The following is a 24,294-nucleotide window of genomic DNA, read 5'->3' on the forward strand; positions in this document are numbered from 1 at the left end:
GAGGCGCTGACCCGCGGCCGACTGCGCCCGCGGGTCAGCGCGCGGCCCGCGCCGCCCACTCCGCGAACGGGATGCCCGGCCCGGGCAGCCCGGTCGTGTGCAGCCCGGCGCGGTAGGCCGCCGCGAGCCGCCCCGGCGCGCGCCACTCGACGACCCGGCGCCGCGCATCCGTCTCGGACGCACCCCGCGCGACGAGCCACTGCTCGGCGAGCTCGCGCATCGGCAGAACGGCGGGCCCGCCGAGGTCATCCACCCGGCCGCCGGCGGGCGGCCCGCCCACGAGCGACACCAGGCGTGCGGCTACCGCTCCCGTGCCGATCGGCTGGAACGGCACGTCGAGCGTGAGCACCCGCGGCAGTCGCCGCTGCACCGCGAACGCCCCGCCCACGAACTCGTGGAACTGCGTCGCCCGCAGCACCGTGAACGGCACCCCCGACCCCGCGACCAGCCCCTCGCACGCCAGCTTCGACCGGTAGTAGCCGAGCGGCACGGCGTCGACGCCGACGATCGACAGGTACACGAGGTGCTCCACTCCCGCGGCGCGCGCGGCTGCGACGAGCCGCGACGTCGCTCGAGCATCCGACCGCCTGTTGGTGGCCAGGTGCACGACGGTCGTGACGCCGTCGAGCGCGGCGGAGAGCCCGGCACCGGTCCGCAGGTCGGCGACGCGGTGGTCGGGCCCGGGTCGTCTGCTGAGGATGCTCGGCGCGAGCCCCGCGGCGCGCGCGGCCTCGGCGGTGGGGCGCCCGACGGTGCCCGTGCCTCCCGTGATGAGCAGGGTCATGGTGTCCTCTCCGAGAGTGCCGGGCGCATCCCTCTCAGAGTCGACCGGGCGGGCCGTCGTTCTGTGACAGGGCAGAAGCCGTGAGCCGCGCGAGCTTGGCGGGCGCCCGCACGATGTGCACGCCGCGCACCCCGTCGGCGCCGAAGTCGAGAGACCACAGCGCGACCGGCTTCGGCCGGGCCTCGTCGGTGACGGCGAGGAAGGCGGTATCGCCGTTCGCGATGACCGGGATGCTCCGCACGCCTCGCCCGAACTTCTCGAGCACCCCGAGCACAAAGCGCGCGACCTGCTCGGCGCCGCGCACGGGCCGGCGGGCCGCGCTCACCACGCCGCCCCCATCGCTGATCGCGACGGCGTCGGGCACGAGCACCGCTTCGAGCGCGGCGAGGTCGCCGCCCTGCGCCGCCGCGACGAACGCGGCGAGCAGCCGGTCGCGCTCGGCGGGGGAGGCCTGCTCCCGCCGGTGCCCGTCGAGGGCGCGCCGCCCTCGCGAGACGAGCTGGCGCGCGGCGGCCTCGCTCGTGCCGAGCACCTCGGCGAGGCTCGCGTAGTCGTAGGCGAAGGCCTCGCGCAGCACCACGGCGGCGCGCTCGGGGCCGCTGAGGCGCTCGAGCAGCAGGAGGGTCGCGAGGTCGAGCGCCTCGGCGCGCTCGGCCCCGAGGGTCGGGTCGTCGAGCGTCGAGACGGGCTCGGGCAGCCACGGCCCGACGTACAGCTCGCGTCGCACGCGGGCGGAGTCGAGCGCGGTGAGCGCGAGCCGCGTGACGATCGTGGTCAGGTACGCGTCGGCGTTGTCGATGTCATTGGTCGCGGCCGTGGATGCCCAGCGCGGCCATGCGTCCTGCACGACGTCCTCTGCCTCTGCCCACGAGCCGAGCAGGCGGTAGGCGAGGCCCGTGAGCCGGGGCCGGGCGGCCTCGAACCGAGCGGCCGCCTCGTTCGCGTGCATCGTCACGCGGTCACCCGCGTCGCTGGCTCGCCCCGGGAATGGGGGAGCGCCGCCGTACGCGAGGCGTCGAGCCGACGACGGGGATCGTCGACGTCGTGGGTCGCAGGTGGATCACGCCGGTCGTCGTCGTGACGGTGCGACCGCGATCGCCCGTCCCGTCGTCCTCGCCGCGCCGACCCCGCCGGGGGAGCGCGGGCAGTCGCGGCAGCCGGGTGATCGCTCTCTGCTCGGGCAGGCTCCACCCGAACAGCACCGAGGCGATGCGCACGCAGAAGGTGAGTGCGACGCCGGCGACCGCCGCCGCGAAGACGGGGGCGTCGAGGGCGAGCAGCAGGGCGATGAGTCCCGAGCCGGCAGCAGCGGCGGCGGCGTAGAGCGAGCCGACGTGCATGAGCGCGATCGGCAGATTGAGCAGCACGTCGCGGAGGATCGACCCGCCGACCGCGGCGAGCACGCCGACGAAGACGGCGGCGACCTCGGGGATCCCCAGCGCGAGGGCCTTCGTCGTGCCGATCGCGCCGAAGAGCCCGATCGTGAGGGCGTCGAGCGCGGTGATGAGGCCGCCGAGGCGCGAGAACACGCGCTCGAGCAGCATGCCGAGCAGCGCCGCTCCGGTCGCGACGACCACGTACCAGTTCGTCTGCAGGGGAGCGAGCGGCACGTCGAGCAGGAGGTCGCGCAGGAGTCCGCCGCCGAAGCCGACGACGATGCCGATGATCGCGACGCCCAGCCAGTCGAGCCGCCGGTCGCGGAACTGCGCCGCGAACAGCGCGCCCTGCAGCGCTCCGATGCCGACCGCGAGCAGGTCGGCCCAGAGCGGGATCACGAACACCTCGGCCATGCGCCCATTCTGGCGGTCGCGGAGCGGGGTCGGGCCGCCGCGCGGTCGACGCATCCTCCGGTTCGTGTCGCCCTGACACGAAGTGCTAGACTCTGTTCGGGTCAGCGTGACTCTAACCGCGATCGCGGTCCGCACGCAGCGATGAGAGGGGGCGCGGATGCCCGCCGCCGCATCCGGCATCGGCCTCGCCGTGTCGACCGTCATCTTCGCGCTCCGTCCCAACGCCGCGGGGGAGCCCAGCGTCTGGCTGCCCCTCGTCCGGCGCATCCGTGAGCCGTACCTCGACCGGTGGGCGCTGCCCGGCGGCCCCGTCGCGCTGTCGGAGAGCCTCGAGGCCTCTGCGCGCCGCAACCTGCTCGAGACCACCGCGCTCGAGCCCACCTACCTCGAGCAGCTCTACGCCTTCGGCGACGTCGACCGCTCGCCGACCACCCGCCTGGTGTCGATCGTCTACTGGGCGCTCGTGCGCCCCGAGGAGGCCGAGCGCGTGAGCCCCGGCGAGAACGTGCGCTGGTTCCCCGCCGACGACCTGCCCGACCTCGCCTTCGACCACAACCTCATCGTCGAGTACGCCCTCTGGCGCCTGCGCACGAAGATGGAGTACTCCCGCATCGCCCACGCCTTCCTCGGCGAGCAGTTCACCCTCGCCGAGCTGCGCGGCGTGCACGAGGCCGTGCTGCAGAAGCCGCTCGATCCGGCGAACTTCCGACGCCAGATGGAGTCCTCTGGCGCGATCGAGCCCACCGGCGACGTGGTCGTCGGCGGCCGGCACCGCCCGCCCAAGCTCTACCGCTACGCCGGGGGAGTCGAGCTCGCCGACGCCGGGCCGCTCACCGCGCGCGTGGTCGCGGCGACGGCCCAGCATCCCCCCGCTTCTCGTCACGACGGCCAGCCAGAACCCGCCCAGGAGGACCCCCGATGACCGCTCTCGACACCGTGATCCGCGGAATCACCAACGGCGCCGCCGGCGAGGTCTGCACGCCCGACCTCGCGAAGGGTCCGTGGGAGTTCGACACGGTGCCCGGCTACGGCCCCGGCTCGTCGATGCTCGACGTCATCCCGACCGGGTCGCCGCGGCAAGGCGCACTTCCGGCCGAGTACCGCGACGCGCCCGACGCCGAGCTGCACGACCGCATCCGCGCCGCGAAGGCCGCGCTCGGCGACCGCCTCGTGATCCTCGGCCACTTCTACCAGCGCGACGAGGTCGTCGAGCACGCCGACTTCCTCGGCGACTCGTTCCAGCTCGCGAACGCCGCGCTCACGAAGCCCGATGCCGAGTTCATCGTGTTCTGCGGCGTGCACTTCATGGCAGAGACGGCCGACATCCTCGCCCGCGAGTGGCAGCGCGTCATCCTGCCCAATCTGGCGGCCGGATGCTCGATGGCCGACATGGCCGACATCGACTCGGTCGAGGCGGCGTGGGAGGAGCTCACCGCCCTCTACGGGTCGTCGCCCGACGCCGACGGCCGGGCCCCGGTCATCCCCGTCACCTACATGAACTCATCCGCCGCGCTCAAGGCGTTCTGCGGGCGGAACGGCGGCATCGTCTGCACGTCGTCGAACGCCGCAACCGTGCTCGAGTGGGCGTTCGAGCGCGGCCAGCGCGTGCTGTTCTTCCCCGATCAGCACCTCGGGCGCAACACCGCGAAGGCGATGGGTGTGCCTGTGTCGCGCATGCCGATGTGGAACCCGCGCAAGGCCCTCGGCGGCTCGACCGCCGACGAGCTGCTCGACGCGCAGGTGATCCTGTGGCACGGATTCTGCAGCGTCCACAAGCGGTTCACGCCGGCGCAGATCGAGGCGGCGCGGGCATCCCACCCCGGGGTTCGCGTGATCGTGCACCCCGAGTGCCCGATGGAGGTCGTGGACGCGGCCGACGAGGCGGGGTCGACCGACTACATCCGGCGTGCGGTCGCGGGGGCGACCGAGCCGAGCGTCTTCGCGATCGGAACCGAGATCAACATGGTGAACCGGCTCGCCGCCGAGCAGCCGCAGCACGAGATCTTCTGCCTCGATCCGGTCATCTGCCCGTGCTCGACGATGTACCGGATTCACCCCGGCTACCTCGCCTGGGTGCTCGAGGAGCTCGTCGCGGGGCGCGTCGTTAATGAGATCGTCGTCGACGCGTCGGTGCAGTCCGACGCGCGCGTCGCCCTCGAGCGGATGCTCGCCGCGAAGCCGCGCGGCTGACCAGGGCCTGCCATGCACGTCGTCGTCGTCGGGTCGGGCCTTGCGGGCCTGCTGACCGCCCTGCGCCTCGCGGCCGGAGCGGGTTCGTCGACAACTCAGGACTACCGGCCCGCGGCCCGCCCGCGGCCGCACGGCGCAGGCGCGTCAACGATTCAGGACATCACGCTCGTGACGGCCGGCGCGCTGCCCTCCGGCTCCAGTTCGTGGGCGCAGGGCGGTATCGCCGCCGCGGTCGGCGCCGACGATGGTCCTGAATTGCACACGGCCGACACGATCGCGGCGGGCGCCGGGCTCGTCGATGCGGATGCCGCCCTCGCCCTGTGCAGGGAGGCTCCCGGAGTCGTGGCCGAGCTCCTCGATCTCGGAGTCGCCTTCGACCGCGATGCGACCGGAGACCTCGCCCGCGGTCTCGAGGCCGCTCACTCGCGGGCGCGCGTGCTGCACGCGGGCGGCGACGCGACGGGCGCGCGCATCGTCGACGCCCTCGCGCGGGTTGTCCGGTCGAGCCGGGTGACGGTGCTCGAGGGGGTGCGCGTCTCGAGCATCCTGACCCGCGACGGCGCGGCTGCGGGGGTCGAGGTCACCGACGCGACCGGCGCGCGCCGAGCCCTCGCCGGCGACGCCGTCGTGCTCGCGACGGGCGGCTACGGCGCGCTCTACCCTCGCACGACCAACCCCGCGGGGTCGATCGGAGCGGGCGTCGTGCTGGCCCACGGCGCGGGGGCGATGGTCGCCGACCTCGAGTTCGTGCAGTTCCACCCGACGGTGCTCGTCGGCGGCGGCCTCGTCTCCGAGGCGGTGCGCGGCGAGGGCGCGGTGCTGCGCGACTCGCGCGGCCGACGCTTCATGACCGACGTGGATGCTCGTGCCGAGCTCGCCCCCCGCGACGTCGTCGCCCGCGCGATCGCCCGCACGATGCGCGAACAGGGCGGAGACCCGGTGCTGCTCGACGTTCGCGACGTCGCCGCGCGGCTCGGGGGAGCCGCCGCCCTCGCGCGCCGCTTCCCGACGATCGACCGGCTCGTGCGCGCGCAGGGCATCGACTGGGCGCGCGAGCCCGTGCCGGTGACGCCCGCTGCCCATTACGCGATGGGCGGAGTGCTCGCCGACCTGGATGGCCGCACGACGATCCCCGGCCTGTTCGCTGTGGGCGAAACCGCGGCCACGGGCGTGCACGGCGCGAACCGCCTCGCCTCGAACTCCCTCCTCGAGGCCGCGGTCATGTCCCGACGCCTCTCGAGCCGCCTGCTCGCCGCCCCCGCGTCGACAATTCAGGACTACCTGGTTCCCAGCGGTCTGGAGGTCGTCACCGCGTCGGCCGCCAGCATGAAGACGGATGCTCGTCTCGAGCCGTTGCGACCCCTCGAGTCGTCGCGGCTCCGCGAGCGGACGTGGGCGGTGCTCGGGCTCGAGCGACATGGCGACTCGCTGGCCGCTCTCGCCCGAGAACTCGGGGAATGCCGCCCCGCCGACACCACCGCTGAGACGCTCCTGCCGCTTGCGCGCCTCGTCACCGCCGCCGCGCAGGCGCGGGTCGAGTCGCGCGGCGCGCACTGGCGTGCGGACGCGCCGGAGTCCGATGACGCGCAGCGCGTGCGGCGAGCTTGGGCGCCCGCCGTGATCGCTCGTCCTGAGTTGTTGACGATCCGCGCCCACCCGGCCCCGCACCCCGCCGCCCACCCCGCCGCCCACCCAACCGCCGCCCACCCACCCGCCGCGCCCACCCCCTCCCGAGGAGCCGCATGACCGCGTTCGACCCGCCCCGCCCCGCCCTCGTCGAGCTCATCGACCGCGCCCTCGCCGAGGACGCGCCGTGGGGCGACGTCAGCTCCGAGGCTGCGATCCCGGCCGGCGTGACGGCGACCGCGCGTGCGGTCAGCCGCAGCACGGGCATCCTCGCCGGGGGCCTCGCCCTGGAGACCGCGTTCCTGCGCGCCGACCCGACGCTGCGCGTCACCCGCACGCATGCCGACGGGGACCCCCTGCGACCCGGCACCGTCGTCGCCGAGATCACCGGGCCTGCGCGCGGCATCCTCCTCGGCGAGCGCGTCGCTCTCAACCTCGCTCAGCGCCTCTCCGGCGTCGCGACGCTCGCGCGCGCCTACGTCGACGCGGTCGCCGGTACGAGCGCTCGCATCGTCGACACCCGCAAGACCGCACCGGGTCTGCGGATGCTCGAGAAGGCCGCCGTCCGCGCCGGCGGCGCCCGCAATCATCGCTTCTCGCTCTCCGACGCGGTCATGCTGAAGGACAACCACCTCGCCGTCCTGACGGCGCATGGGCTCGACCTCACCGAGGCGATCCGCACGGTGCGCGCGCGCATCCCGCACACGACGCACCTCGAGGTCGAGGTCGACCGCCTCGACCAGCTGCCCGCCGTCATCGCGGCGGCGCCCGACACGATCATGCTCGACAACTTCTCCCTCGCCGACCTGCGCGAGGCCGTCGCGCTCATCGCCGGCCGCGCGATCACCGAGGCGAGCGGCGGCGTCACTCTCGACTCGGTGCGCGCGATCGCCGAGACCGGCGTCGACGTCATCTCGGTCGGAGCCCTCACCCACTCGGCCCCCGCGCTCGACCTCGGCCTCGACATCGCGCTGTAGCCGCTCATGACGATCATCGACCTCGATCAGGCGGCCACGGCATCCGTGCGCCGCACGGTGCTCGAGGCGATGTGGCCGCACCTGACGGGCGACTACGGCAACCCGTCGAGCACGCACGCCCTCGGGCGGCGCGCCGCCGACGCCCTCGAGGATGCCCGTAGCCGCATCGCGCGCCTCCTCGGCGTGCGGGCGGCGCAGATCGTGTTCACCTCCGGAGGCACGGAGGCCGACAACCTCGGCGTCATCGGGCTGACGCTCGCGGCGCTCACGGCGGGGCGCGACCGGCACGTCGTGGTCGGAGCGGTCGAGCACGAGGCGGTGCTCGCCTCGGCCGACCACCTCGCGCGCTGGCACGGGGTCGAGGTCTCGCGGCTCGGAGTCGACGAGCTCGGGCGGTACTCGGTCGGCGAGCTCCAGGCGCTGCTGCGACCGGGCACCGCGCTCGTCGCCGTGCAGCACGCCAACAACGAGGTCGGAACGCTGCAGCCGGTCGACTCTCTCGTGCGCGCCGCGCGGGCGGTGGGGGCGCGCGTGCACGTCGACGCCGTGCAGACGGCGGGGTGGATGCCCGTGGTGCCGCCCCTCACCGGCGCCGGCCCGGGCGCTGCCGGGTCGACAGCTGCTGGGGCCGGGGCTGCTGGTGCTGCTGGTTCTGGTGCTGCCGGTTCTGGTGCTGCCGGTACGGCTGATGTCCCCGGTGCCGGTGCGGCATCCCGCCCCGACGCGGTCGCGATCAGCGGGCACAAGCTCGGCGCGCCGAAGGGAATCGGCGCGCTCGTGCTGCCGACGGGCGCTCCCGTGGAGCCGCTGATCCACGGCGGCGGGCAGGAGCGCGAGCGGCGCTCGGGCACCGAGAACGTCGCCGGAGCGGTGGGGCTCGCCGTCGCGCTCGAGCTCGCTCAGCAGGAACGGGAGGACCTCGTCGCGATCGCCGCGCGGCGAGATCGCTTCGTCGCGGACGTGCTCGCGAGGGTCCCCGGGGCGGCGCTCACCGGGCATCCGTCTGAGCGTCTGCCCGCGCACGCGTCGTTCGTCGTCCCGGGAATCGGCGGCGAGCCCCTGCTCATCGCCCTCGATGATCGCGGGGTGATCGCCTCGAGCGGCTCTGCGTGCGCCGCCGGCCGCGACGACCCGTCGCCCGTGCTCCTGGCGATGGGGTACCCCGCCGACGTGGCCCGCACGGCCCTGCGCTTCAGCTGGGGTGCGTCAACAACTCAGGACGAACTCGCGTCGGCCGTCGAGCTCCTCGCCCGATCGGCCGCCGCCCTGCGGGTTTGAGCGCGGCGGGCGCGCGGTAGTCCTGAGTTGTCGACCACCCGCCCGCGCGCTCACCGCGCCGCGCCGCTCCGCGCGCGATACTGGAGCGTGCCCACCTACCGTGACGAAGCCGTCGTGCTGCGCACCCACAAGCTGGGCGAGGCCGACCGCATCGTGACGATGCTCAGCCGGCACCACGGGAAGATCCGCGCGGTCGCGAAGGGCGTGCGGCGCACCGGCAGCCGCTTCGGCAGCCGCCTCGAGCCGTTCATGGTCGCCGACGTGCAGCTCTACGTCGGCCGCAGCCTCGACATCGTGCAGCAGGCCGAGTCGCTCGGCAGCTACGGCGCCGAGATCAGCGACGACTACGGCAGCTACACCGCCGCGAGCGTCATGGTCGAGACGGCCGACAAGGTCACCGACGACGACGGCGGAGGAGTCCAGCAGTACCTCCTCCTCGTCGGAGCCCTCCGCTCCCTCGCCCGCCGCGAGCACGCCCCGAGCCTGACCCTCGACTCATATCTGCTCCGAGCGCTGTCGATCGCCGGATGGGCGCCGAGCTTCGGCGACTGCGCCGTGACCGGCGCGCCCGGCCCGCACAGCCATTTCGTGGTCCAGCTGGGGGGCATGGTGGCCGCCGACGTCGCCCCGCCCGGGTCTCCGCGCGTGAGCCCGGAGGCTCTCGCGCTGCTCGCCGCCCTCCTCACGGGCGACTGGGCCACGGCCGACGCGTCCGACGAGCGCGCGCGCAACCAGGCGAGCGGCATCATCGCGGCCTACACGCAGTTCCACCTCGAACGCGGGCTGCGCAGTCTGCCGCACGTCGACCGCCAGGCGCCGAGCGCTCCCACCTCGCGCCGCGCGGCCGCCGGCCCTGCCGAGCTCGCGAGCGAGCATCCGCCCCCCGGGGTCGCGTCGCCGACCGCGCCCGCGTCGACAATTCAGGACAAGCCGCCCGGTGGCGCACCGCACGAGACCCCGACGATCGGAGCCCCCGCGTGAGCCGAGAGCCCCGCACCCCCCGTATTCCGGGCCAGAGCCGGGCGGCCCGGCGCGCCGCCGAGGCCGAACCGCTGCGCCCGATCGACTGGACGGGCGAGCGTTGTCCTGAATTGTCGACGGCCGCCGTGCCGAAGCACGTCGCGATCGTCATGGACGGCAACGGCCGCTGGGCCAACCAGCAGGGCCTCACGCGCGTCGAGGGTCACCGCGCGGGCGAGGCGAGCCTGCTCGACGTCGTCGCCGGCGCCATCCAGATCGGCGTCACCCACCTGAGCGTCTACGCCTTCAGCACCGAGAACTGGAGCCGCAGCCCCGACGAGGTCCGCTTCCTCATGGGCTTCAATCGCGAGGTGCTGCGCCGCCGCCGCGACCAGCTCGACGCCTGGAACGTGCGCATCCGCTGGGCCGGCCGCCGCCCGAGGCTGTGGCGCAGCGTGATCTCCGAGCTCGAGGAGGCCGAGCGCCGCACCGCTGATAACTCAGGACTAACGCTGACGATGTGCGTCAACTACGGCGGCCGCGTCGAACTGGTGGATGCCGTGCGCGCGATCGCGACGGACGTCGCCGCCGGCCGCCTCGCCCCCGATCGCGTCACCGAGCGCACGATCGCCCAGCACCTCTATTCGCCGGGGATGCCCGATGTCGACCTCTTCGTGCGCTCGAGCGGCGAGCAGCGCACGAGCAACTTCCTGCTCTGGCAGTCGGCCTACGCCGAGATGGTGTTCCTCGACACGCTGTGGCCCGACTTCCGGCGACGCCACCTGTGGGGCGCGATCGAGGCCTACGCGGGGCGCGACCGCCGGTTCGGCGGCGCGGTCGACAAACCCGCGGCGGCGACCGACCCCGGCACGGTCTGACCGCCCGTCGCGCGGCCCCGGCCTCAGTAGACTGGGGACTTCGTGCGACAGCCGCCGGGCATCCAGCTCGGCGCGATCTCTAGGAGACCCCCAAGTGGCAGCCCCCACCCGTCTGGATTCCGTCATCTCCCTCGCCAAGCGGCGCGGCTTCGTGTTCCAGGCCGGTGAGATCTACGGCGGCTCGCGCTCGGCGTGGGACTACGGGCCCCTCGGCGTGGAGCTGAAGGAGAACATCAAGCGCCAGTGGTGGAAGACCATGGTGCAGTCCCGGCACGACGTCGTCGGGCTCGACTCGAGCGTCATCCTGCCCAAGCGGGTGTGGGAGGCCTCCGGCCACGTCGAGGTCTTCAGCGACCCGCTCGTGGAGTGCCTCAGCTGCCACAAGCGGTACCGAGCCGACCACCTCGAGGAGGAGTTCGAGGCGAAGAAAGGCCGCAAGCCCGAGAACGGTCTCGCCGACATCGTCTGCGTCAACTGCGGCACCCGCGGCCAGTGGAGCGAGCCGCGCGAGTTCTCGGGGCTCCTGAAGACCTACCTGGGCCCCGTCGACGACGAGAGCGGCCTGCACTACCTGCGCCCCGAGACCGCGCAGGGCATCTTCGTGAATTTCGTCAACGTGCTCAACGCCGCGCGCATGAAGCCCCCGTTCGGAATCGGCCAGATCGGCAAGAGCTTCCGCAACGAGATCACGCCGGGCAACTTCATCTTCCGCACGCGCGAGTTCGAGCAGATGGAGATGGAGTTCTTCGTCGAGCCCGGCACCGACGAGGAATGGCACCAGTACTGGATCGACACGTCGCTCGCGTGGTTCCTCGGCCTCGGCATCGACCCGGCTAACATCCGCCAGTACGAGCACCCGGCCGAGAAGCTCTCGCACTACTCCAAGCGCACGGTCGACCTCGAGTACCGCTTCGGCTTCACGGGCGGCGAGTGGGGCGAGCTCATGGGCGTCGCGAACCGCACCGACTTCGACCTCTCGACGCACGCCGCCGCCTCCGGCACAGACCTGTCGTACTTCGACCAGGGCAGGAACGAGCGCTGGACCCCGTACGTCATCGAGCCCGCATTCGGACTCACGCGCGCCCTCATGGCCTTCCTCCTCGACGCCTATGCCGAGGATGAGGCGCCCAACACCAAGGGCGGGGTCGATAAGCGCACGGTGCTGCGCCTCGATCGCCGGCTCGCGCCCGTCAAGGCGGCGGTTCTTCCGCTCAGCCGCAACGAGCAGCTGTCGCCCGTCGCGCGCGAGCTCGCCGACCGCCTGCGGCAGCACTGGAACGTCGACTTCGACGACGCCGGCGCGATCGGCCGCCGGTACCGCCGTCAGGACGAGATCGGAACCCCGTTCTGCATCACGGTCGACTTCGACACCCTCGACGACCAGGCAGTGACCGTGCGCGAGCGCGACACCATGGCGCAGGAGCGCATCCCGCTGGCGAAGCTCGAGGCGTACCTGGCCGGCGAGCTGCTCGGCGCATAGCCGCGCGGCCGGCGCGCGCGTCCCCGCCCGGCTCGCGTCGACAATTCAGGACTACCGGGGATGCTTGGCGCGCGATCGGCGCCTTGCAAGCTCTGGACGCGCGCTTGTCCTGAGTTGTTGACGCCGTCAGCCGCGCGTCCGCCACGAGCTGCTCGTCCCCAGCGCTGACCCTGCGCCGCTCCTCCCCGCGCGGCACCGTCCCGACCCTGCTCGAGCGGTGAGGACGGCACACTCGTCGCGTGTTCGAGGCCCTGGTCGAGGAGGTCCGCCGGGCGGGCGGTGCGGCCGGACGCGCGCACCTGGTGAGGCGCGGGCATCCCGATCGAATGCTCGCTGCAGCCGTCCGCGCCGGCGTCCTCACGCGCGCCCGCCGAGGCTGGTACTCGATCTGGTCGCCCGATGACCCGCGCATCCTGGCGCTGCGGATCGGTGGTCGCCTCACCGGTATCAGCGCCATCCGGGCGTGGGGCGGCTGGGTGCGCAGAGCATCCAGGATGCACGTCGCGACGCCCGTCAACGCCTCCCGTCTTCGCTGCCCTCGTCGACGCCGGGTCGCCTTCACCGATTCTCCCGCCCGCAACGGCGTCGCCCTGCACTGGACGAGCGCTCAGCACGACCGGGACACGTCGACCGGAGTCGTCACGCTCCTCGAGGCGCTCGAGGTCGTGTGCCTCGTCGAGCCCGAGGAGGACGCGATCGCGGCGATCGACTGGGCGCGCCGGTCGGGACGCGTGGATGCTCTCGACCTCGCCGCGCTGGCCCGTCGGCTTCCGGCGAGCCGGCGCCGGCTGGTCTCGGCATCCAGCGGGTCGTGCCACTCGCTGCCGGAGAGCCTCGCGCGCACGAGACTGCGCGCGACGGGGCTGGGCGTGCTCGAGCAGGTCCTGCTGCCCGACGACCCGAGTCCGATCGATCTGCTGATCGAGGGCTCCGTCGCGCTGGAGGTCGACGGTGAGGAGTTCCACCGCGAGCGCTTCTACCCCGACCGCGCGAAAGACCTCGCCGCCACGCGGTCGGGGTTCCACGCCCTCCGACCCGCGGCGCGGCACGTGTTCGACGAGTGGCCCGCGGTGCTCGAGGCGATCCGCGCGGCGCTCACGGCGCGGGGCGTGCGGGTGCCCGCCCCGCCGAGCGCGAGCCGAGCATCCGGCGTCGACAACTCAGGACGACCGAGACGAGCCCGTCGCCGAACCCGCGCGGTGCCGCGGTCGATGAGTCCGAGACCGCGCAGACCGCCACCGATCGTCCTGAGTCGTTGACGCCCGACGGGCCGCGGAGCCCGCCCGGGCTGCGCCCGTGAGGCCCGCGAAGGGAATACCGCCCGACCGGGCGCGTTGGCCTCAGCATGAGCAACCCCATCGACGTCCAGATCTGGTCAGACGTGCAGTGCCCCTGGTGCTACATCGGGAAGCGGAAGTTCGAGGCCGCCGTCGCCGACTTCGAGGCCGCCGGCGGCCAGGTCGAGGTCACCTACCGCAGCTTCGAGCTCGCCCCCGACACGCCCGTCGACTTCGAGGGCACGCCCATCGACTACCTCAGCCAGCGCAAGGGGATCAGCCCCGAGCAGGCGCAGCAGATGGTCGATCGCGTCAGCGGCATCGCCGAATCGGTGGGCCTCGACTACCACTACGACCGCATCCACCAGACGAACACGGTTCTCGCCCACGAGATGCTGCACTTCGCGAAGGCGCAGGGTAAGCAGGTCGAGCTCAAGGAGCGCCTCCTGCTCGCCTACTTCACCGAGGGCCGCCACATCGGCCGCGCCGACGAGCTCGCCGATCTGGCTGCCGACGTCGGACTCGACCGCGACGCCGCCGCGGCAGCACTTGCCGAGCACACCTACCTGCCGGACGTGAAGGCCGACATGGCGCAGGCGGTCGCGTACGGCATCCAGGGCGTGCCGTTCTTCGTGATCGATGCGCGCTACGGGATCTCCGGAGCGCAGGACTCGACGACGTTCCTCGCCGCGCTGCAGCAGGCTGCGGGGGAGCGCTCGACGGCCGGGGCCGAGACCTCATGAGCGCGGATGCTGCGCCGACGCCGTTCGCGATGCTCGGCGACCCCGCCGCCGAGGCCTGCGAGGGCGACGCCTGCCTGATCCCGCCCCGCCCTGTGTCGACAACTCAGGACTAACCCGCGCGCTCGAGCGCGCAACAGCTCTGCGTGGCGCTCGGGAGCGTGCCCACCGGCCGTTTGTCCTGAGTTGCTGACCAGCGGCCCAGGCGGGCGCGAACGCGCGCGGACAGGCGCGAGCCCGCGTCAGCGCGCGGACGGTGCGAGCACGGGCGGGGGCGAACGCGCGCAACCCCGCGCCCCGCGTCAGCGCGCGGCCTGCGGCTCGCTGATGTCGGCCACCGTCGCCGACAAGGCGGTCACGAGCGTGTCCGACGAGACGAACAGCGAGTACCCGTGCTCGCCCGCGCCCATCGACACGCGCCGACCCGGCGTCGCGACGACCGCGGCGTCGACGTACACCGGCCAGGGGGTCGTGGAGCCGAGCGGCGTGATCGTCCCACGCTCGAACCCGGTGGCCGCGAGCGCCACCTCGGGCGCCGGCAGCTGCAGCTTGTTGACTCCGACGACCGCGCGCAGCTTCGGCCACGAGATCTGCCGGTCGCCGGGCACGAGCGCGAACAGGAACGTCCCGTCGCTCCGCTTCACGACGAGCGACTTGAGGATGTCCGCGGGCGCGATCCCGAGGATCCCCGCCGCCTCCTCGAGAGAGCCCGCCCGCATCCGCTCGACGAACTCCACGTCCAGGCCGCGCGCCGCAGCATCCTCTGCCACGCGCTCGCGCCCCGGGCGCACCACCGCATCCTCCGTCACCGGCGACTCCTCCTCAGTCTCGCGTGCGACCCGCGCACCCCGGGTGCAACCGCGCCTAGGGTGTTCCCATGCCCGACGCCCCGACCGCGATCCGCACCGGCATCATCGGCTTCGGCCTGTCGGGGCGAGTCTTCCACGCGCCGTTCCTCGCGACGAACCCGGCGTTCGAGCTCTCGGCGATCGCCACGGGCAGCCCTGAGCGCGCCGCCGAGGCCCGAGCCGCGCATCCGACCGCTCGGATCTCGTCGTCGCCCGAGGCGCTCCTGGAGTTCGCGCTCGCAGGCGGGCTCGACCTGGTCGTCCTCGCCTCGCCGCCGCACGTGCATCGCGAGCAGGCGATCGCCGCGCTCGAGGCAGGTGCGGCCGTCGTGATCGACAAGCCCTTCGCGCCCTCCGTCGCCGACGCGGAGGCGATCATCGCCGCAGCCGACGCCGCAGCCGCAGCAGCCGCAGCCGACGCCGCCGCAGCCCCCGCCACCGGCCGCACTCCCGCACCGCGCCCGCTCACCGTCTTCCAGAACCGCCGCTGGGATGGCGACTTCCTCACCGTCCGCCGCGTGGTCGGCAGCGGAGCCCTCGGCCGCATCCACCGCTTCGAGTCGACGTTCGAGCGCTTCGGCGCCCCCAAGCTCGACCGCTGGCAGGGGCGCATCGGACCCGAGCAGGGCGGCGGCATCCTCTTCGACCTCGGCAGTCATCTGATCGACCAGGCGCTCTCGCTGCTCGGGCCGGCCAGGCTCGAGCACGTCGAGCTGACACGGGTGCGCGCAGGCATCGGCAACGAGGACGACGCGTTCGTCTCGCTGATCCATGACGGCGGGGTCCGCAGCCACCTGACGATGAGCCGCGTCGCCGCGCAGAGCGGCCCGCGCTTCCGCGTCCTCGGCGACGAGAGCGCCTTCAGCGTCCATGGCCTCGACGGCCAGGAGCACGCGCTCCGTCAGGGCATGCGGCCGGGCAGCGCCGGCTACGGCACGACGCCCGAGAGCGAGTGGGGCGTCGTCGGCGTCGAGGGCGGCGTGCCGGCCCTCGCACCCGTCCCGACCGAGGCGGGGGACTACCCCGCCTTCTACGCGGGCGTCGCGGCGAGCATCCGCCACGGCGCGCCCATGCCGGTGGATGCCCGGGACGCCCTCGAGACCGTCCGTCTGATCGAGGAGGCCCACCGCCGCGATCGCGGCTGACGCCGTTCTCGCTGGGGGATTCCTCACACTCGGTGTGGGGTTCCGCGTCGGACGGCGCGGACGGGACTACAGTGCGAGGATTCGCACTCGCGCCGGAGGCGCCGCTCGGGGGGATCCCCCGCGTCGCTCTGCCTCCGGTGCCACCCCCAGAGAGGCAGTCCATGGCACTCGTATCTCCCCAGCACCCGCTCGCGGTGCGGCGCGCGCTCACCGTGCTCGCCGGCGCGTCGGCCGTCGCCCTCACGCTCGGCGCCTGCGCCGGCGGCGGCGACGGCGGCGGCTCCAGCAGCGGCGGCGGCGACGGCGGAACGATCACGATCGGCACGACCGACAAGATCACGACGATCGACCCGGCCGGCTCGTACGACAACGGCTCGTTCGCGGTGATGAACCAGGTGTACCCGTTCCTCATGAATACGCCGTACGGCAGCCCCGACGTCGAGCCCGACATCGCCGAGTCGGCGGAGTTCACGAGCCCGACCGAGTACACGGTCACCCTCAAGGAGGGCCTGACCTGGGCGAACGGCAACGAGCTCACGAGCTCCGACGTGAAGTTCAGCTTCGACCGCCAGCTCGCGATCGCCGACCCGAACGGGCCGAGCTCGCTGCTCTACAACCTCGAGTCGGTGGAGGCTCCTGACGACCTCACCGTCGTGTTCACGCTCAAGAGCGAGAACGACCAGGTCTTCCCGCAGATCCTCTCGAGCCCGGTCGGCCCGATCGTCGACGAGGACGTCTTCTCGGCCACCGAGCTCACTCCCGACACCGACATCGTCGAGGGCAACGCCTTCGCCGGCCAGTACGTCATCTCGGCCTACGAGTTCAACGACGTCGTGCAGTACCAGGCGAACCCCGATTACCAGGGTCTGCTCGGCGCGCCGAAGAACAGCACGGTCAACGTCCGGTACTACGCCGACTCCTCGAACCTCAAACTCGACGTGCAGGAGGGCAACATCGATGTGGCCTTCCGCAGCCTGACGAGCACCGATGTCGAGGACCTCCAGGGCGACGACAACGTCAAGGTCGTCGAGGGCCCGGGTGGCGAGATCCGCTACATCGTCTTCAACTTCAACACCCAGCCCTTCGGCGCCGAGACCGGCGAGGCCGACGAGGCGAAGGCGCTCGCGGTCCGCCAGGCCGTTGCGCACCTGCTCGACCGCGAGGCGCTCTCGGAGCAGGTCTACCGCGGCACCTACACGCCGCTGTACTCCTTCGTCCCCGCGGGTCTGACCGGCGCCATCGAGCCCCTCAAGGAGCTCTACGGCGACGGCGAGGGCGGCGCCGACGCGGCGAAGGCCGCGGAGACGCTGAGCGCTGCCGGGATCACGACGCCGGTCGAGCTGAACCTGCAGTACTCCAACGATCACTACGGCCCGTCCTCGGGCGAGGAGTACGCGCTCATCAAGGACCAGCTCGAGGCCGACGGCCTCTTCACCGTGAACCTGCAGACCACCGAGTGGGTGCAGTACTCCAAGGACCGCTCGGCCGACGTGTACCCCGCCTACCAGCTGGGCTGGTTCCCGGACTACTCCGACGCCGACAACTACCTGACGCCGTTCTTCCTGACGGAGAACTTCCTCGGGAACCACTACGCGAACCCGGAGGTCGATGAGCTGATCCTCCAGCAGGCGGTCACGAGCGACCCGGCCGAGCGCCAGGGCGTCATCGAGGAGATCCAGCGGACCGTCGCGGCGGACCTCTCGACCGTCCCCTACCTCCAGGGCGCCCAGGTCGCCGTGGTCGGGGCGGATGTCCAGGGCACGGAGGACACGCTCGACGCGTCCTTCAAGTTCCGGTACGCGGCTCTCTCCAAGGGCTGATCCGTCCGTCGAGCGACGCCGCTCGGCCGTCCCGTCCCGCCGCCCGCGGGGCGGGACGGCCGAGCGCGGCACCGATGTCGTCCGCGCACCCCCATGCCGCCGCTCGCCGACCCCGCTCCGCGGTCGCGAGCTCCCCTCCCGGAAGAACCATGACCGATCTCCCCGAACCCAGCGGCGCCGCGATCGCCGCGCCCGGCGGCGCGACGCCGACCGCGCCCTCCACCCGTGGCGGCGGCGGTGGTCTCGGCCGCTACATCGTGGTCCGCGCCCTCCTCATCGTGCCCACCGTCTTCATCCTCGTGACGGTCGTCTTCTTCGCCATGCGCGCGACGGGCGACCCCATCACCGCGGCTCTCGGCGGCCGCCTCACGCCCGCGCAGCTGCAGGAGCGCATCGAGGCCGCGGGCTACGACCGCCCCCTCCTCGTGCAGTACATCGAGTACCTCGGCCGCGTGCTCACGGGCGACTTCGGCTCCACGATCAGCGACAACCGACCGGTCACCGAGGTGCTGCTGACCTACGGCGGCGCGACGCTCGAGCTCGCCTTCTACGCGCTCATCGTCGCGTTCCTCGTCGGGATCCCGCTCGGTCTCCTCGCCGCGGCCCGCCGCGATCGGCCCGCGGACGCGGCGCTGCGGCTCTTCGCCATCCTCTGCTACGCCACCCCGGTCTTCTTCGCCGGCCTGCTGCTCAAGCTCGTCTTCGCCGTGTGGCTCGATCTCCTGCCGGTCGCCGGCCGGGCATCCACCTCGACGGAGCTCCAGCTCGCCTTCCTGCCCGATGCGACCGGCATCTACCTGATCGATGCCATCCGCACCGGAAGCTCGGAGGCGATCGCCGACGTCCTGCAGCACGCCGTCCTCCCGTCCATCGCGCTCGGGCTGCTCACGGCCGGCGTGTTCCTGCGCCTGGTGCGCACGAACGTCATCGGCACGCTCGCGATGGACTACGTCGACGCGGCCCGCTCGCGCGGCGTCTCGGAGTCCCGGCTCGTGCGCACGCACGCGTGGCGCCCTGCGCTCATCCCGATCATCACGGTCATCGGCCTGCAGATCGCGCTCCTGCTCGGCGGCGCCGTCCTGACGGAGACCACGTTCGAGTGGCGGGGCCTCGGGTTCCAGCTCGCCGAGTACCTGCAGGCGCGCGACTTCGTCGCCGTGCAGGGAATCGTCGCCCTCCTCGCCGTCATCGTCGCGCTCACGAATTTCGTCGTGGACGTCGTCGCGGCGCTCATCGACCCGCGAGTGAGGTACTGAGATGAGCGACATCGTCCGCCCCGCACGGCGCCCGCTCGCCGACCGGCTCCCCGTCGTCCGCGACCTCCGGCGCGCCGTCGGTCTCCAGCGGGGGATGCTCATCGCGGGTCTCGTGATCACCGCGGTCTTCCTGCTCACCGCGCTGCTGGCCCCGCTGCTCGCCCCGTACGGCTTCGATCAGCTCCGCGCCGACGGGGAGGCGTTCGGCGCTCAGCGCCCGCCGAGCGCCGAGCACCTCCTCGGCACGACCGTCGGCGGCTACGACGTCCTCTCGCGCGTGCTCTGGGGCGCCCAGACCGCCGTCCTCGTCATCGTCGTCGCGATCGTCCTGTCGATCATCGCGGGCGTGCTGCTCGGCCTCGTCTCCGGCTATCTGGGCGGCTGGCTCGACCGCATCCTCGTCGTCGTATGCGACGCGATCTACGCCTTCCCCTCGCTCCTGCTCGCGATCGTCATGTCGATCGTGATCTCGGGGGGCCAGTCGAGCCTCTGGGGCGGTCTGCTCGCCGCCGCCATCTCGATCACGGTGGTGTTCATCCCGCAGTACTTCCGGGTGGTCCGCTCCGAGGTCGTGCGGGTGAAGTCGGAGGCCTTCGTGGAGTCGGCGCGCGTCCTCGGCGCCCCGAGCGGCCGCATCATGCTCCGCAGCGTCCTCCCGAACGCCACGCGCACGCTCCCGCTCATCGTCACGCTCAACGCCTCCGAGGCGATCCTGACCCTCGCCGGTCTCGGCTTCCTCGGCTTCGGCATCGAGCCGACCGCGGCCGCGGAGTGGGGGTACGACCTCAACAAGGCGCTCAGCGACGTCACGAGCGGCATCTGGTGGACGAGCCTGTTCCCGGGCCTCGCGATCGTGCTCGCCGTGCTCGGCATCACGCTCGTGGGCGAGAGCCTCAACGATCTCGCCGATCCGCGTCTGCGCGGCCGGCGACGGGCCGGCGTCTCCTCGGGCGCCGTGGCCGAGACCTCGATCGCTCCCGCGGCCGCCGCATCCACCGCCTCCGGAGAGGACGACCACCGATGACCGACATCGTTCTGCGCATCGATTCGCTCGGCGTCTCGTTCGCGACCGACGGCGGCGACGTGAAGGCCGTCGACGGCGTCTCACTCGAGGTGGCGCGCGGCGAGGTCCTCGCGATCGTCGGCGAGTCGGGGTCGGGCAAGACCGTCACCGCGCGCTCGATCCTCGGCCTCCTGCCCGAGACCGCGACAGCGAGCGGCGTCGTCATGCTCTCGAGCCGCGACGGCTCGAGCGAGCACGACGTGGTGGCCCTCCGCGGCGGCGACCTTCGCGCGGTGCGCGGTCGCGACGCGGCGATGGTCTTCCAGGAGCCCTCGACCGCCCTGAACCCGGTCTTCACGGTCGGCTGGCAGATCGTCGAGGGTCTGAGGGCTCACGGCATGCCGCGGCGGGCAGCCCGTCGCCGGGCGATCGAGATCCTCGACGCCGTCGGCATCCCCGATCCGCACGAGCGCGTCGACCACTACCCGCACCAGTTCTCCGGCGGGCAGAAGCAGCGCATCGTGATCGCGATGGCTCTCGTCCTCGAGCCCGGACTCATCGTCGCCGACGAGCCGACGACCGCGCTCGACGTGACCGTGCAGGCCGAGATCCTCGATCTGCTCCGCCGATGCCGCGACGATTTCGGCGCCGGCATCGTCCTCATCACCCACAACATGGGCGTCGTCGCCGACCTCGCCGATCGCGTGGCGGTCATGTACCAGGGCCGCGTGATCGAGCAGGCGGATGTCCGCACGCTCTTCTCCGCGCCGCAGACGGAGTACACGCGCGCCCTTCTCGATGCCGTCCCGTACGTGGGCCACGGCCGCTCCGCGGCCGCGGCGCGCGCCTCCAGCCGCGCGGCGGAGTGGGCGAGCGGCGAGGCCGTCGTCGAGGCGTCGGGTCTGGAGGTCACCTACCCGGGTCGGCTCGGTCGGTCGGGCTTCCGCGCGGTTCGCGGGGTCGATCTCCGGATCCGTCCGGGGGAGGTCCTCGGGCTCGTGGGCGAGTCGGGGTCGGGCAAGTCGACGATCGGCCGGGCCATCGCCGGGCTGACCCGGGTCACCGGCGGCTCCCTTCAGGTGCTCGGGCACGAGCTCAACGGGGTCCGCGAGCGCGAGTTCCGCGCCGTGCGCAGCCGCATCGGCTTCGTCTTCCAGGATCCCGCCTCGAGCTTCGACCCCCGGCGCACGATCGCCGAGGCGGTCGCCGAGCCGTTCCTGATCCACGGTCGTGCCGAGCATCCGGGCGATGCCCGCGCGCAGGTCGACGAGCTGCTGGAGGCGGTGCAGCTGCCGCGCGCGTACGGCGACCGCTTCCCGTTCGAGCTGTCTGGCGGTCAGCGGCAGCGGGCGAGTCTCGCGCGCGCGATCGCGCTGAGACCCGAGCTGCTGATCGCCGACGAGCCGACGAGCGCTCTCGATGTCTCCGTGCAGGCTCGGGTGCTGGAGCTCTTCGCCGAGCTGCAGCGCGAGCTGGGCTTCGCGTGCCTGTTCATCAGCCACGATCTCGCGGTCGTCGACCTGGTCGCCGACCGCATCGCGGTGCTGCACCGGGGCGAGCTCGTGGAGGAGGGGACGGGCGCCGAGGTCCTGGGCGAGCCGCGGGAGGCGTACACGCAGCGGCTGCTCGCATCGCTGCCCGTGCCCGATCCGGTGGCGCAGGCGACGCGACGCGAGACGCTGCGCGCGCTGCGGGCCGCGGAGCGCTGAGCGACCGCTCGCGGCCCGAGCGGTGCTCGCCCCGCGCGAGACCTGGGAGAATGGACGGGCCATGCCTACCGCCACCACGACCGCCGAGACCCACGAGGGCGCTCTCCGCATCGGGCCCATCCCGCTGAGCGTGCCCGTCGTCCTCGCGCCCATGGCCGGCATCACGAACACGGCCTTCCGGCGCCTGTGCCGCGAGTACGGCGCGGGGCTCTACGTGAGCGAGATGATCACGAGCCGGGCGCTCGTCGAGCGCACGCCCGAGAGCATGCGGCTCATCCGCCACCACGAGTCGGAGACGACCCGCAGCATCCAGCTCTACAGCGTCGACCCCGTCACGGCGGGGGAGGCGGCGCGCTTCCTCGTGGGCGAGGGGCTCGCCGACCACATCGACATGAACTTCGGATGCCCCGTCCCGAAGGTCACGCGCAAGGGCGGGGGCGCGGCGCTCCCGTGGAAGCTCGAGCACTTCCGCCGCATCGTCGAGCAGACCGTGCAGGCCGCGGGCGACATCCCCGTCACCGTGAAGATGCGCAAGGGCATCGACTCCGATCACCTCACCTACCTCGAGGCGGCGAAGGCCGCCGAGGGCGCGGGCGTCGCGGCGATCGCGCTGCACGCCCGCACAGCCGCCGAGTTCTACTCCGGCCACGCCGACTGGTCGGCGATCGGGAGGCTCAAGGAGACCATCACGAGCGTCCCCGTGCTCGGCAACGGCGACATCTGGTCGGCGGAGGACGCCCTGCGAATGGTGGACGAGACCGGCTGCGACGGCATCGTCGTCGGCCGCGGCTGCCTCGGCCGTCCGTGGCTGTTCGGCGACCTCGCCGCAGCCTTCACCGATCGGCATGTGCGGATCCAGCCGAGCCTCGGCGAGGTGGGCGACGCCTTCCGCCGTCACGCCGAGCTGCTGGTCGACTTCTTCGACGACGAGGGCCGCGCGTGCCGCGACATCCGCAAGCACGTCGCCTGGTACTTCAAGGGCTATCCGGTCGGCGGCGAGCTGCGTGCGCGCCTCGCGAGCGTCGAGAGCCTGCAGCAGATGGACGACCTGCTCGGCGAGCTCGACCGCGAGCAGCCCTACCCGGGTGCGCCCGCCGAGGGCCAGCGGGGCCGTGCCGGCACGCCGAAGAAGCCCGCGCTCCCCGAGAACTGGCTCGCGAGCCGCGAGCTGTCGACCGCCCAGAGCGCCGATGTCGCGGCCGCCGAGCTGCACAACAGCGGAGGATAGGCCCGCGTGACGATCCACCCCCACGACGTCGGTGCGCCCGGCGCCGAGACCGCCGCGGCCACCGGGTACGATCCGCGCGACGCCGAGCGCTGGCTGCCGGAGGAGCACTCGACCCGTCGCAGCGACTTCGCCCGCGACCGCGGTCGCCTGCTGCACTCCAGCGCCCTCCGCCGTCTCGCCGCGAAGACGCAGGTGCTGAGCCCTACATCCGGGCTCGACTTCGCCCGCAACCGCCTCACCCACTCCCTCGAGGTGGCTCAAGTGGGGCGGGAGCTCGCGACGAGCCTCGGGCTCGACCCCGACGTCGTCGACACGGCGTGCCTCGCGCACGACCTCGGGCACCCGCCGTTCGGGCACAACGGCGAGCGCGCGCTCAACGCGTGGGCCGAGGGCATCGGGGGCTTCGAGGGCAACGCGCAGACCCTGCGGCTGCTGACCCGCATCGAGCCGAAGGTCTTCGGCCCCGACGGCCGCAGCTACGGCCTCAACCTCACCCGCGCGAGTCTGGATGCGAGCACCAAGTACCCGTGGCCGCAGTCGCAGGGCATCCCCGATCCCAGCGGACGCAGCAAGTTCGGCTTCTACGACGACGATGCGGCCGCCTTCGAGTGGATGCGCGCCGGCGCGCCCGATCGCGTGCGCTGCATCGAGGCCGAGGTCATGGACCTCAGCGACGACATCGCCTACAGCGTCCACGACTTCGAGGACGCGATCGTCGGCGGCTACCTCGACGTCCCCGCACTGAGCGCCCGCGCCGACCACGACGCGCTCGTCGACTCGATGTTCGAGTGGATCGGCGGCGAGATCGACCACGACGAGCTCATCGCCGCGTTCGACCGGCTCGACCACCTGGACTTCTGGATCGACTCGTGGGACGGCTCGCGGCGCGACCTCGCGCGCCTGAAGAACCTCACGAGCCAGCTGATCGGGCGGTTCGCGCACGAGGCCGTGCACGCGACGCGCGAGGCGCATCCTGGCCGCTCGCTCGCGCGATTCGGCGCGAACGTCGTCGTCCCGCGAGAGACGCAGGCCGAGATCGCCGTGCTCAAGGGGATCGTCGCGGCGAACGTCATGTCGACCAACTCGCGCCAGCCGATCTACGCCCGGCAGCGCGCGCTGCTGACCGAGCTCGCCGACGCCCTGTGGCAGGCGGGGGATGCCCAGCTCGACCCGGGCTTCGCCGACGACTTCCGCGTCGCCGTCGACGACGCCGCGCGTCGGCGGGTGGTTGTGGATCAGGTGGCGAGTCTCACCGACCAGTCGGCCATGAGCTGGCACGAACGCATCGTCTCCTAGACTCGGGCG

19 protein-coding genes and 2 pseudogenes are annotated in these 24,294 nt (G+C 72.7%); 17 read left to right on the forward strand and 4 right to left on the reverse strand.

The window, feature by feature from the left end; translation table 11 throughout:
- Window positions 1–34 precede the first annotated feature (34 nt).
- From ASC54_RS10305 to ASC54_RS10315, 3 genes and pseudogenes are all read right to left on the reverse strand, one after another.
- Entirely contained in the window at window positions 35–784 is a 750-nt protein-coding gene (locus ASC54_RS10305) for an SDR family oxidoreductase (protein ID WP_055898898.1), read from the reverse strand.
- Window positions 785–818: 34 nt separating this feature from the next.
- A complete protein-coding gene (sigJ, locus tag ASC54_RS10310; protein ID WP_055862048.1) occupies window positions 819–1,733 on the reverse strand; it encodes an RNA polymerase sigma factor SigJ in 915 nt (304 codons plus the stop codon).
- Window positions 1,734–1,932: 199 nt separating this feature from the next.
- Window positions 1,933–2,574, reverse strand: a pseudogene (locus ASC54_RS10315) (trimeric intracellular cation channel family protein); the annotation flags it as partial.
- Between the two features lie 157 nt (window positions 2,575–2,731).
- Here ASC54_RS10315 and ASC54_RS10320 point away from each other — a divergent pair.
- The 10 genes and pseudogenes from ASC54_RS10320 (at window position 2,732) to ASC54_RS10365 (ending at window position 13,983) form a co-directional block, all read left to right on the forward strand.
- Complete coding sequence (locus ASC54_RS10320; RefSeq protein WP_082515044.1) at window positions 2,732–3,496, forward strand: NUDIX domain-containing protein; 765 nt, start codon at window positions 2,732–2,734, stop codon at window positions 3,494–3,496.
- Window positions 3,493–4,764 carry a quinolinate synthase NadA gene (gene nadA, locus ASC54_RS10325; protein WP_055898900.1) on the forward strand — a complete coding sequence of 424 codons (1,272 nt, stop codon included), beginning with the start codon at window positions 3,493–3,495 and terminating at the stop codon, window positions 4,762–4,764. Before ASC54_RS10320 ends, nadA begins: the two co-directional genes overlap by 4 nt.
- 12 nt (window positions 4,765–4,776) lie before the next feature.
- On the forward strand, window positions 4,777–6,510 hold the full coding sequence (locus ASC54_RS10330) for an L-aspartate oxidase (RefSeq protein ID WP_082515045.1): 1,734 nt from the start codon (window positions 4,777–4,779) through the stop codon (window positions 6,508–6,510).
- Window positions 6,507–7,367 carry a carboxylating nicotinate-nucleotide diphosphorylase gene (nadC, locus tag ASC54_RS10335; protein ID WP_055898903.1) on the forward strand — a complete coding sequence of 287 codons (861 nt, stop codon included), beginning with the start codon at window positions 6,507–6,509 and terminating at the stop codon, window positions 7,365–7,367. Before ASC54_RS10330 ends, nadC begins: the two co-directional genes overlap by 4 nt.
- 6 nt (window positions 7,368–7,373) lie before the next feature.
- The gene (locus tag ASC54_RS10340; RefSeq protein ID WP_200932314.1) at window positions 7,374–8,645 is read left to right on the forward strand and encodes a cysteine desulfurase family protein; all 1,272 of its coding nucleotides are present in this window, start codon (window positions 7,374–7,376) and stop codon (window positions 8,643–8,645) included.
- An 87-nt stretch (window positions 8,646–8,732) separates the two neighbouring features.
- Window positions 8,733–9,455 (forward strand): annotated as a pseudogene (gene recO, locus ASC54_RS10345) (DNA repair protein RecO); the annotation flags it as partial.
- 194 nt (window positions 9,456–9,649) lie between these two features.
- Window positions 9,650–10,483: an isoprenyl transferase gene (locus tag ASC54_RS10350; protein WP_055862055.1), complete on the forward strand. Its 834-nt coding sequence runs from the start codon at window positions 9,650–9,652 to the stop codon at window positions 10,481–10,483.
- Window positions 10,484–10,577: 94 nt separating this feature from the next.
- Window positions 10,578–11,963, forward strand: coding sequence for a glycine--tRNA ligase (locus tag ASC54_RS10355; RefSeq protein ID WP_055860795.1), 1,386 nt, complete (start codon window positions 10,578–10,580; stop codon window positions 11,961–11,963).
- A 239-nt stretch (window positions 11,964–12,202) separates the two neighbouring features.
- On the forward strand, window positions 12,203–13,222 hold the full coding sequence (locus tag ASC54_RS10360) for a hypothetical protein (RefSeq protein WP_055898906.1): 1,020 nt from the start codon (window positions 12,203–12,205) through the stop codon (window positions 13,220–13,222).
- 86 nt (window positions 13,223–13,308) lie between these two features.
- Window positions 13,309–13,983 (forward strand): DsbA family protein, encoded by a 675-nt coding sequence (locus tag ASC54_RS10365; RefSeq protein WP_055860801.1) that lies wholly within the window; start codon window positions 13,309–13,311, stop codon window positions 13,981–13,983.
- A 299-nt stretch (window positions 13,984–14,282) separates the two neighbouring features.
- On the opposite strand, the gene ASC54_RS10370 is transcribed toward ASC54_RS10365, so the two are convergent.
- The gene (locus ASC54_RS10370) at window positions 14,283–14,789 is read right to left on the reverse strand and encodes an aminoacyl-tRNA deacylase (RefSeq protein ID WP_055860804.1); all 507 of its coding nucleotides are present in this window, start codon (window positions 14,787–14,789) and stop codon (window positions 14,283–14,285) included.
- Window positions 14,790–14,857: 68 nt separating this feature from the next.
- Here ASC54_RS10370 and ASC54_RS10375 point away from each other — a divergent pair, with 68 nt between their 5' ends.
- From ASC54_RS10375 to ASC54_RS10405, 7 genes are all read left to right on the forward strand, one after another.
- Window positions 14,858–15,973, forward strand: a complete 1,116-nt coding sequence (locus ASC54_RS10375) for a Gfo/Idh/MocA family oxidoreductase (protein ID WP_055898908.1) — start codon at window positions 14,858–14,860, stop codon at window positions 15,971–15,973.
- Window positions 15,974–16,134: 161 nt separating this feature from the next.
- On the forward strand, window positions 16,135–17,793 hold the full coding sequence (locus ASC54_RS10380) for an ABC transporter substrate-binding protein (RefSeq protein WP_055860812.1): 1,659 nt from the start codon (window positions 16,135–16,137) through the stop codon (window positions 17,791–17,793).
- Between the two features lie 149 nt (window positions 17,794–17,942).
- Window positions 17,943–19,049, forward strand: a complete 1,107-nt coding sequence (locus ASC54_RS10385) for an ABC transporter permease (protein WP_082515047.1) — start codon at window positions 17,943–17,945, stop codon at window positions 19,047–19,049.
- A gap of 1 nt (window position 19,050) precedes the next feature.
- Entirely contained in the window at window positions 19,051–20,073 is a 1,023-nt protein-coding gene (locus tag ASC54_RS10390) for an ABC transporter permease (RefSeq protein ID WP_055860815.1), read from the forward strand.
- Window positions 20,070–21,761: an ABC transporter ATP-binding protein gene (locus ASC54_RS10395; protein ID WP_055860819.1), complete on the forward strand. Its 1,692-nt coding sequence runs from the start codon at window positions 20,070–20,072 to the stop codon at window positions 21,759–21,761. The genes ASC54_RS10390 and ASC54_RS10395 overlap by 4 nt, the downstream gene beginning before the upstream one ends.
- A gap of 61 nt (window positions 21,762–21,822) precedes the next feature.
- On the forward strand, window positions 21,823–22,989 hold the full coding sequence (gene dusB / locus ASC54_RS10400; RefSeq protein WP_055860822.1) for a tRNA dihydrouridine synthase DusB: 1,167 nt from the start codon (window positions 21,823–21,825) through the stop codon (window positions 22,987–22,989).
- Between the two features lie 12 nt (window positions 22,990–23,001).
- Window positions 23,002–24,285, forward strand: a complete 1,284-nt coding sequence (locus tag ASC54_RS10405) for a deoxyguanosinetriphosphate triphosphohydrolase (protein ID WP_200932327.1) — start codon at window positions 23,002–23,004, stop codon at window positions 24,283–24,285.
- Window positions 24,286–24,294 lie beyond the last annotated feature (9 nt).

Source organism: Yonghaparkia sp. Root332, from assembly GCF_001425665.1.
Lineage (GTDB): Bacteria > Actinomycetota > Actinomycetes > Actinomycetales > Microbacteriaceae > Microcella.

Coding starts and splice junctions, on each gene's coding strand:
- ASC54_RS10305 (WP_055898898.1), bottom strand. CDS start 784: ATGACCCTGCTCATCACGGGAGGCACGGGCACCGTCGGGCGCCCCACC.
- sigJ (WP_055862048.1), bottom strand. CDS start 1,733: ATGCACGCGAACGAGGCGGCCGCTCGGTTCGAGGCCGCCCGGCCCCGG.
- ASC54_RS10320 (WP_082515044.1), top strand. CDS start 2,732: ATGCCCGCCGCCGCATCCGGCATCGGCCTCGCCGTGTCGACCGTCATC.
- nadA (WP_055898900.1), top strand. CDS start 3,493: ATGACCGCTCTCGACACCGTGATCCGCGGAATCACCAACGGCGCCGCC.
- ASC54_RS10330 (WP_082515045.1), top strand. CDS start 4,777: ATGCACGTCGTCGTCGTCGGGTCGGGCCTTGCGGGCCTGCTGACCGCC.
- nadC (WP_055898903.1), top strand. CDS start 6,507: ATGACCGCGTTCGACCCGCCCCGCCCCGCCCTCGTCGAGCTCATCGAC.
- ASC54_RS10340 (WP_200932314.1), top strand. CDS start 7,374: ATGACGATCATCGACCTCGATCAGGCGGCCACGGCATCCGTGCGCCGC.
- ASC54_RS10365 (WP_055860801.1), top strand. CDS start 13,309: ATGAGCAACCCCATCGACGTCCAGATCTGGTCAGACGTGCAGTGCCCC.
- ASC54_RS10375 (WP_055898908.1), top strand. CDS start 14,858: ATGCCCGACGCCCCGACCGCGATCCGCACCGGCATCATCGGCTTCGGC.
- ASC54_RS10380 (WP_055860812.1), top strand. CDS start 16,135: ATGGCACTCGTATCTCCCCAGCACCCGCTCGCGGTGCGGCGCGCGCTC.
- ASC54_RS10385 (WP_082515047.1), top strand. CDS start 17,943: ATGACCGATCTCCCCGAACCCAGCGGCGCCGCGATCGCCGCGCCCGGC.
- ASC54_RS10390 (WP_055860815.1), top strand. CDS start 19,051: ATGAGCGACATCGTCCGCCCCGCACGGCGCCCGCTCGCCGACCGGCTC.
- ASC54_RS10395 (WP_055860819.1), top strand. CDS start 20,070: ATGACCGACATCGTTCTGCGCATCGATTCGCTCGGCGTCTCGTTCGCG.
- dusB (WP_055860822.1), top strand. CDS start 21,823: ATGCCTACCGCCACCACGACCGCCGAGACCCACGAGGGCGCTCTCCGC.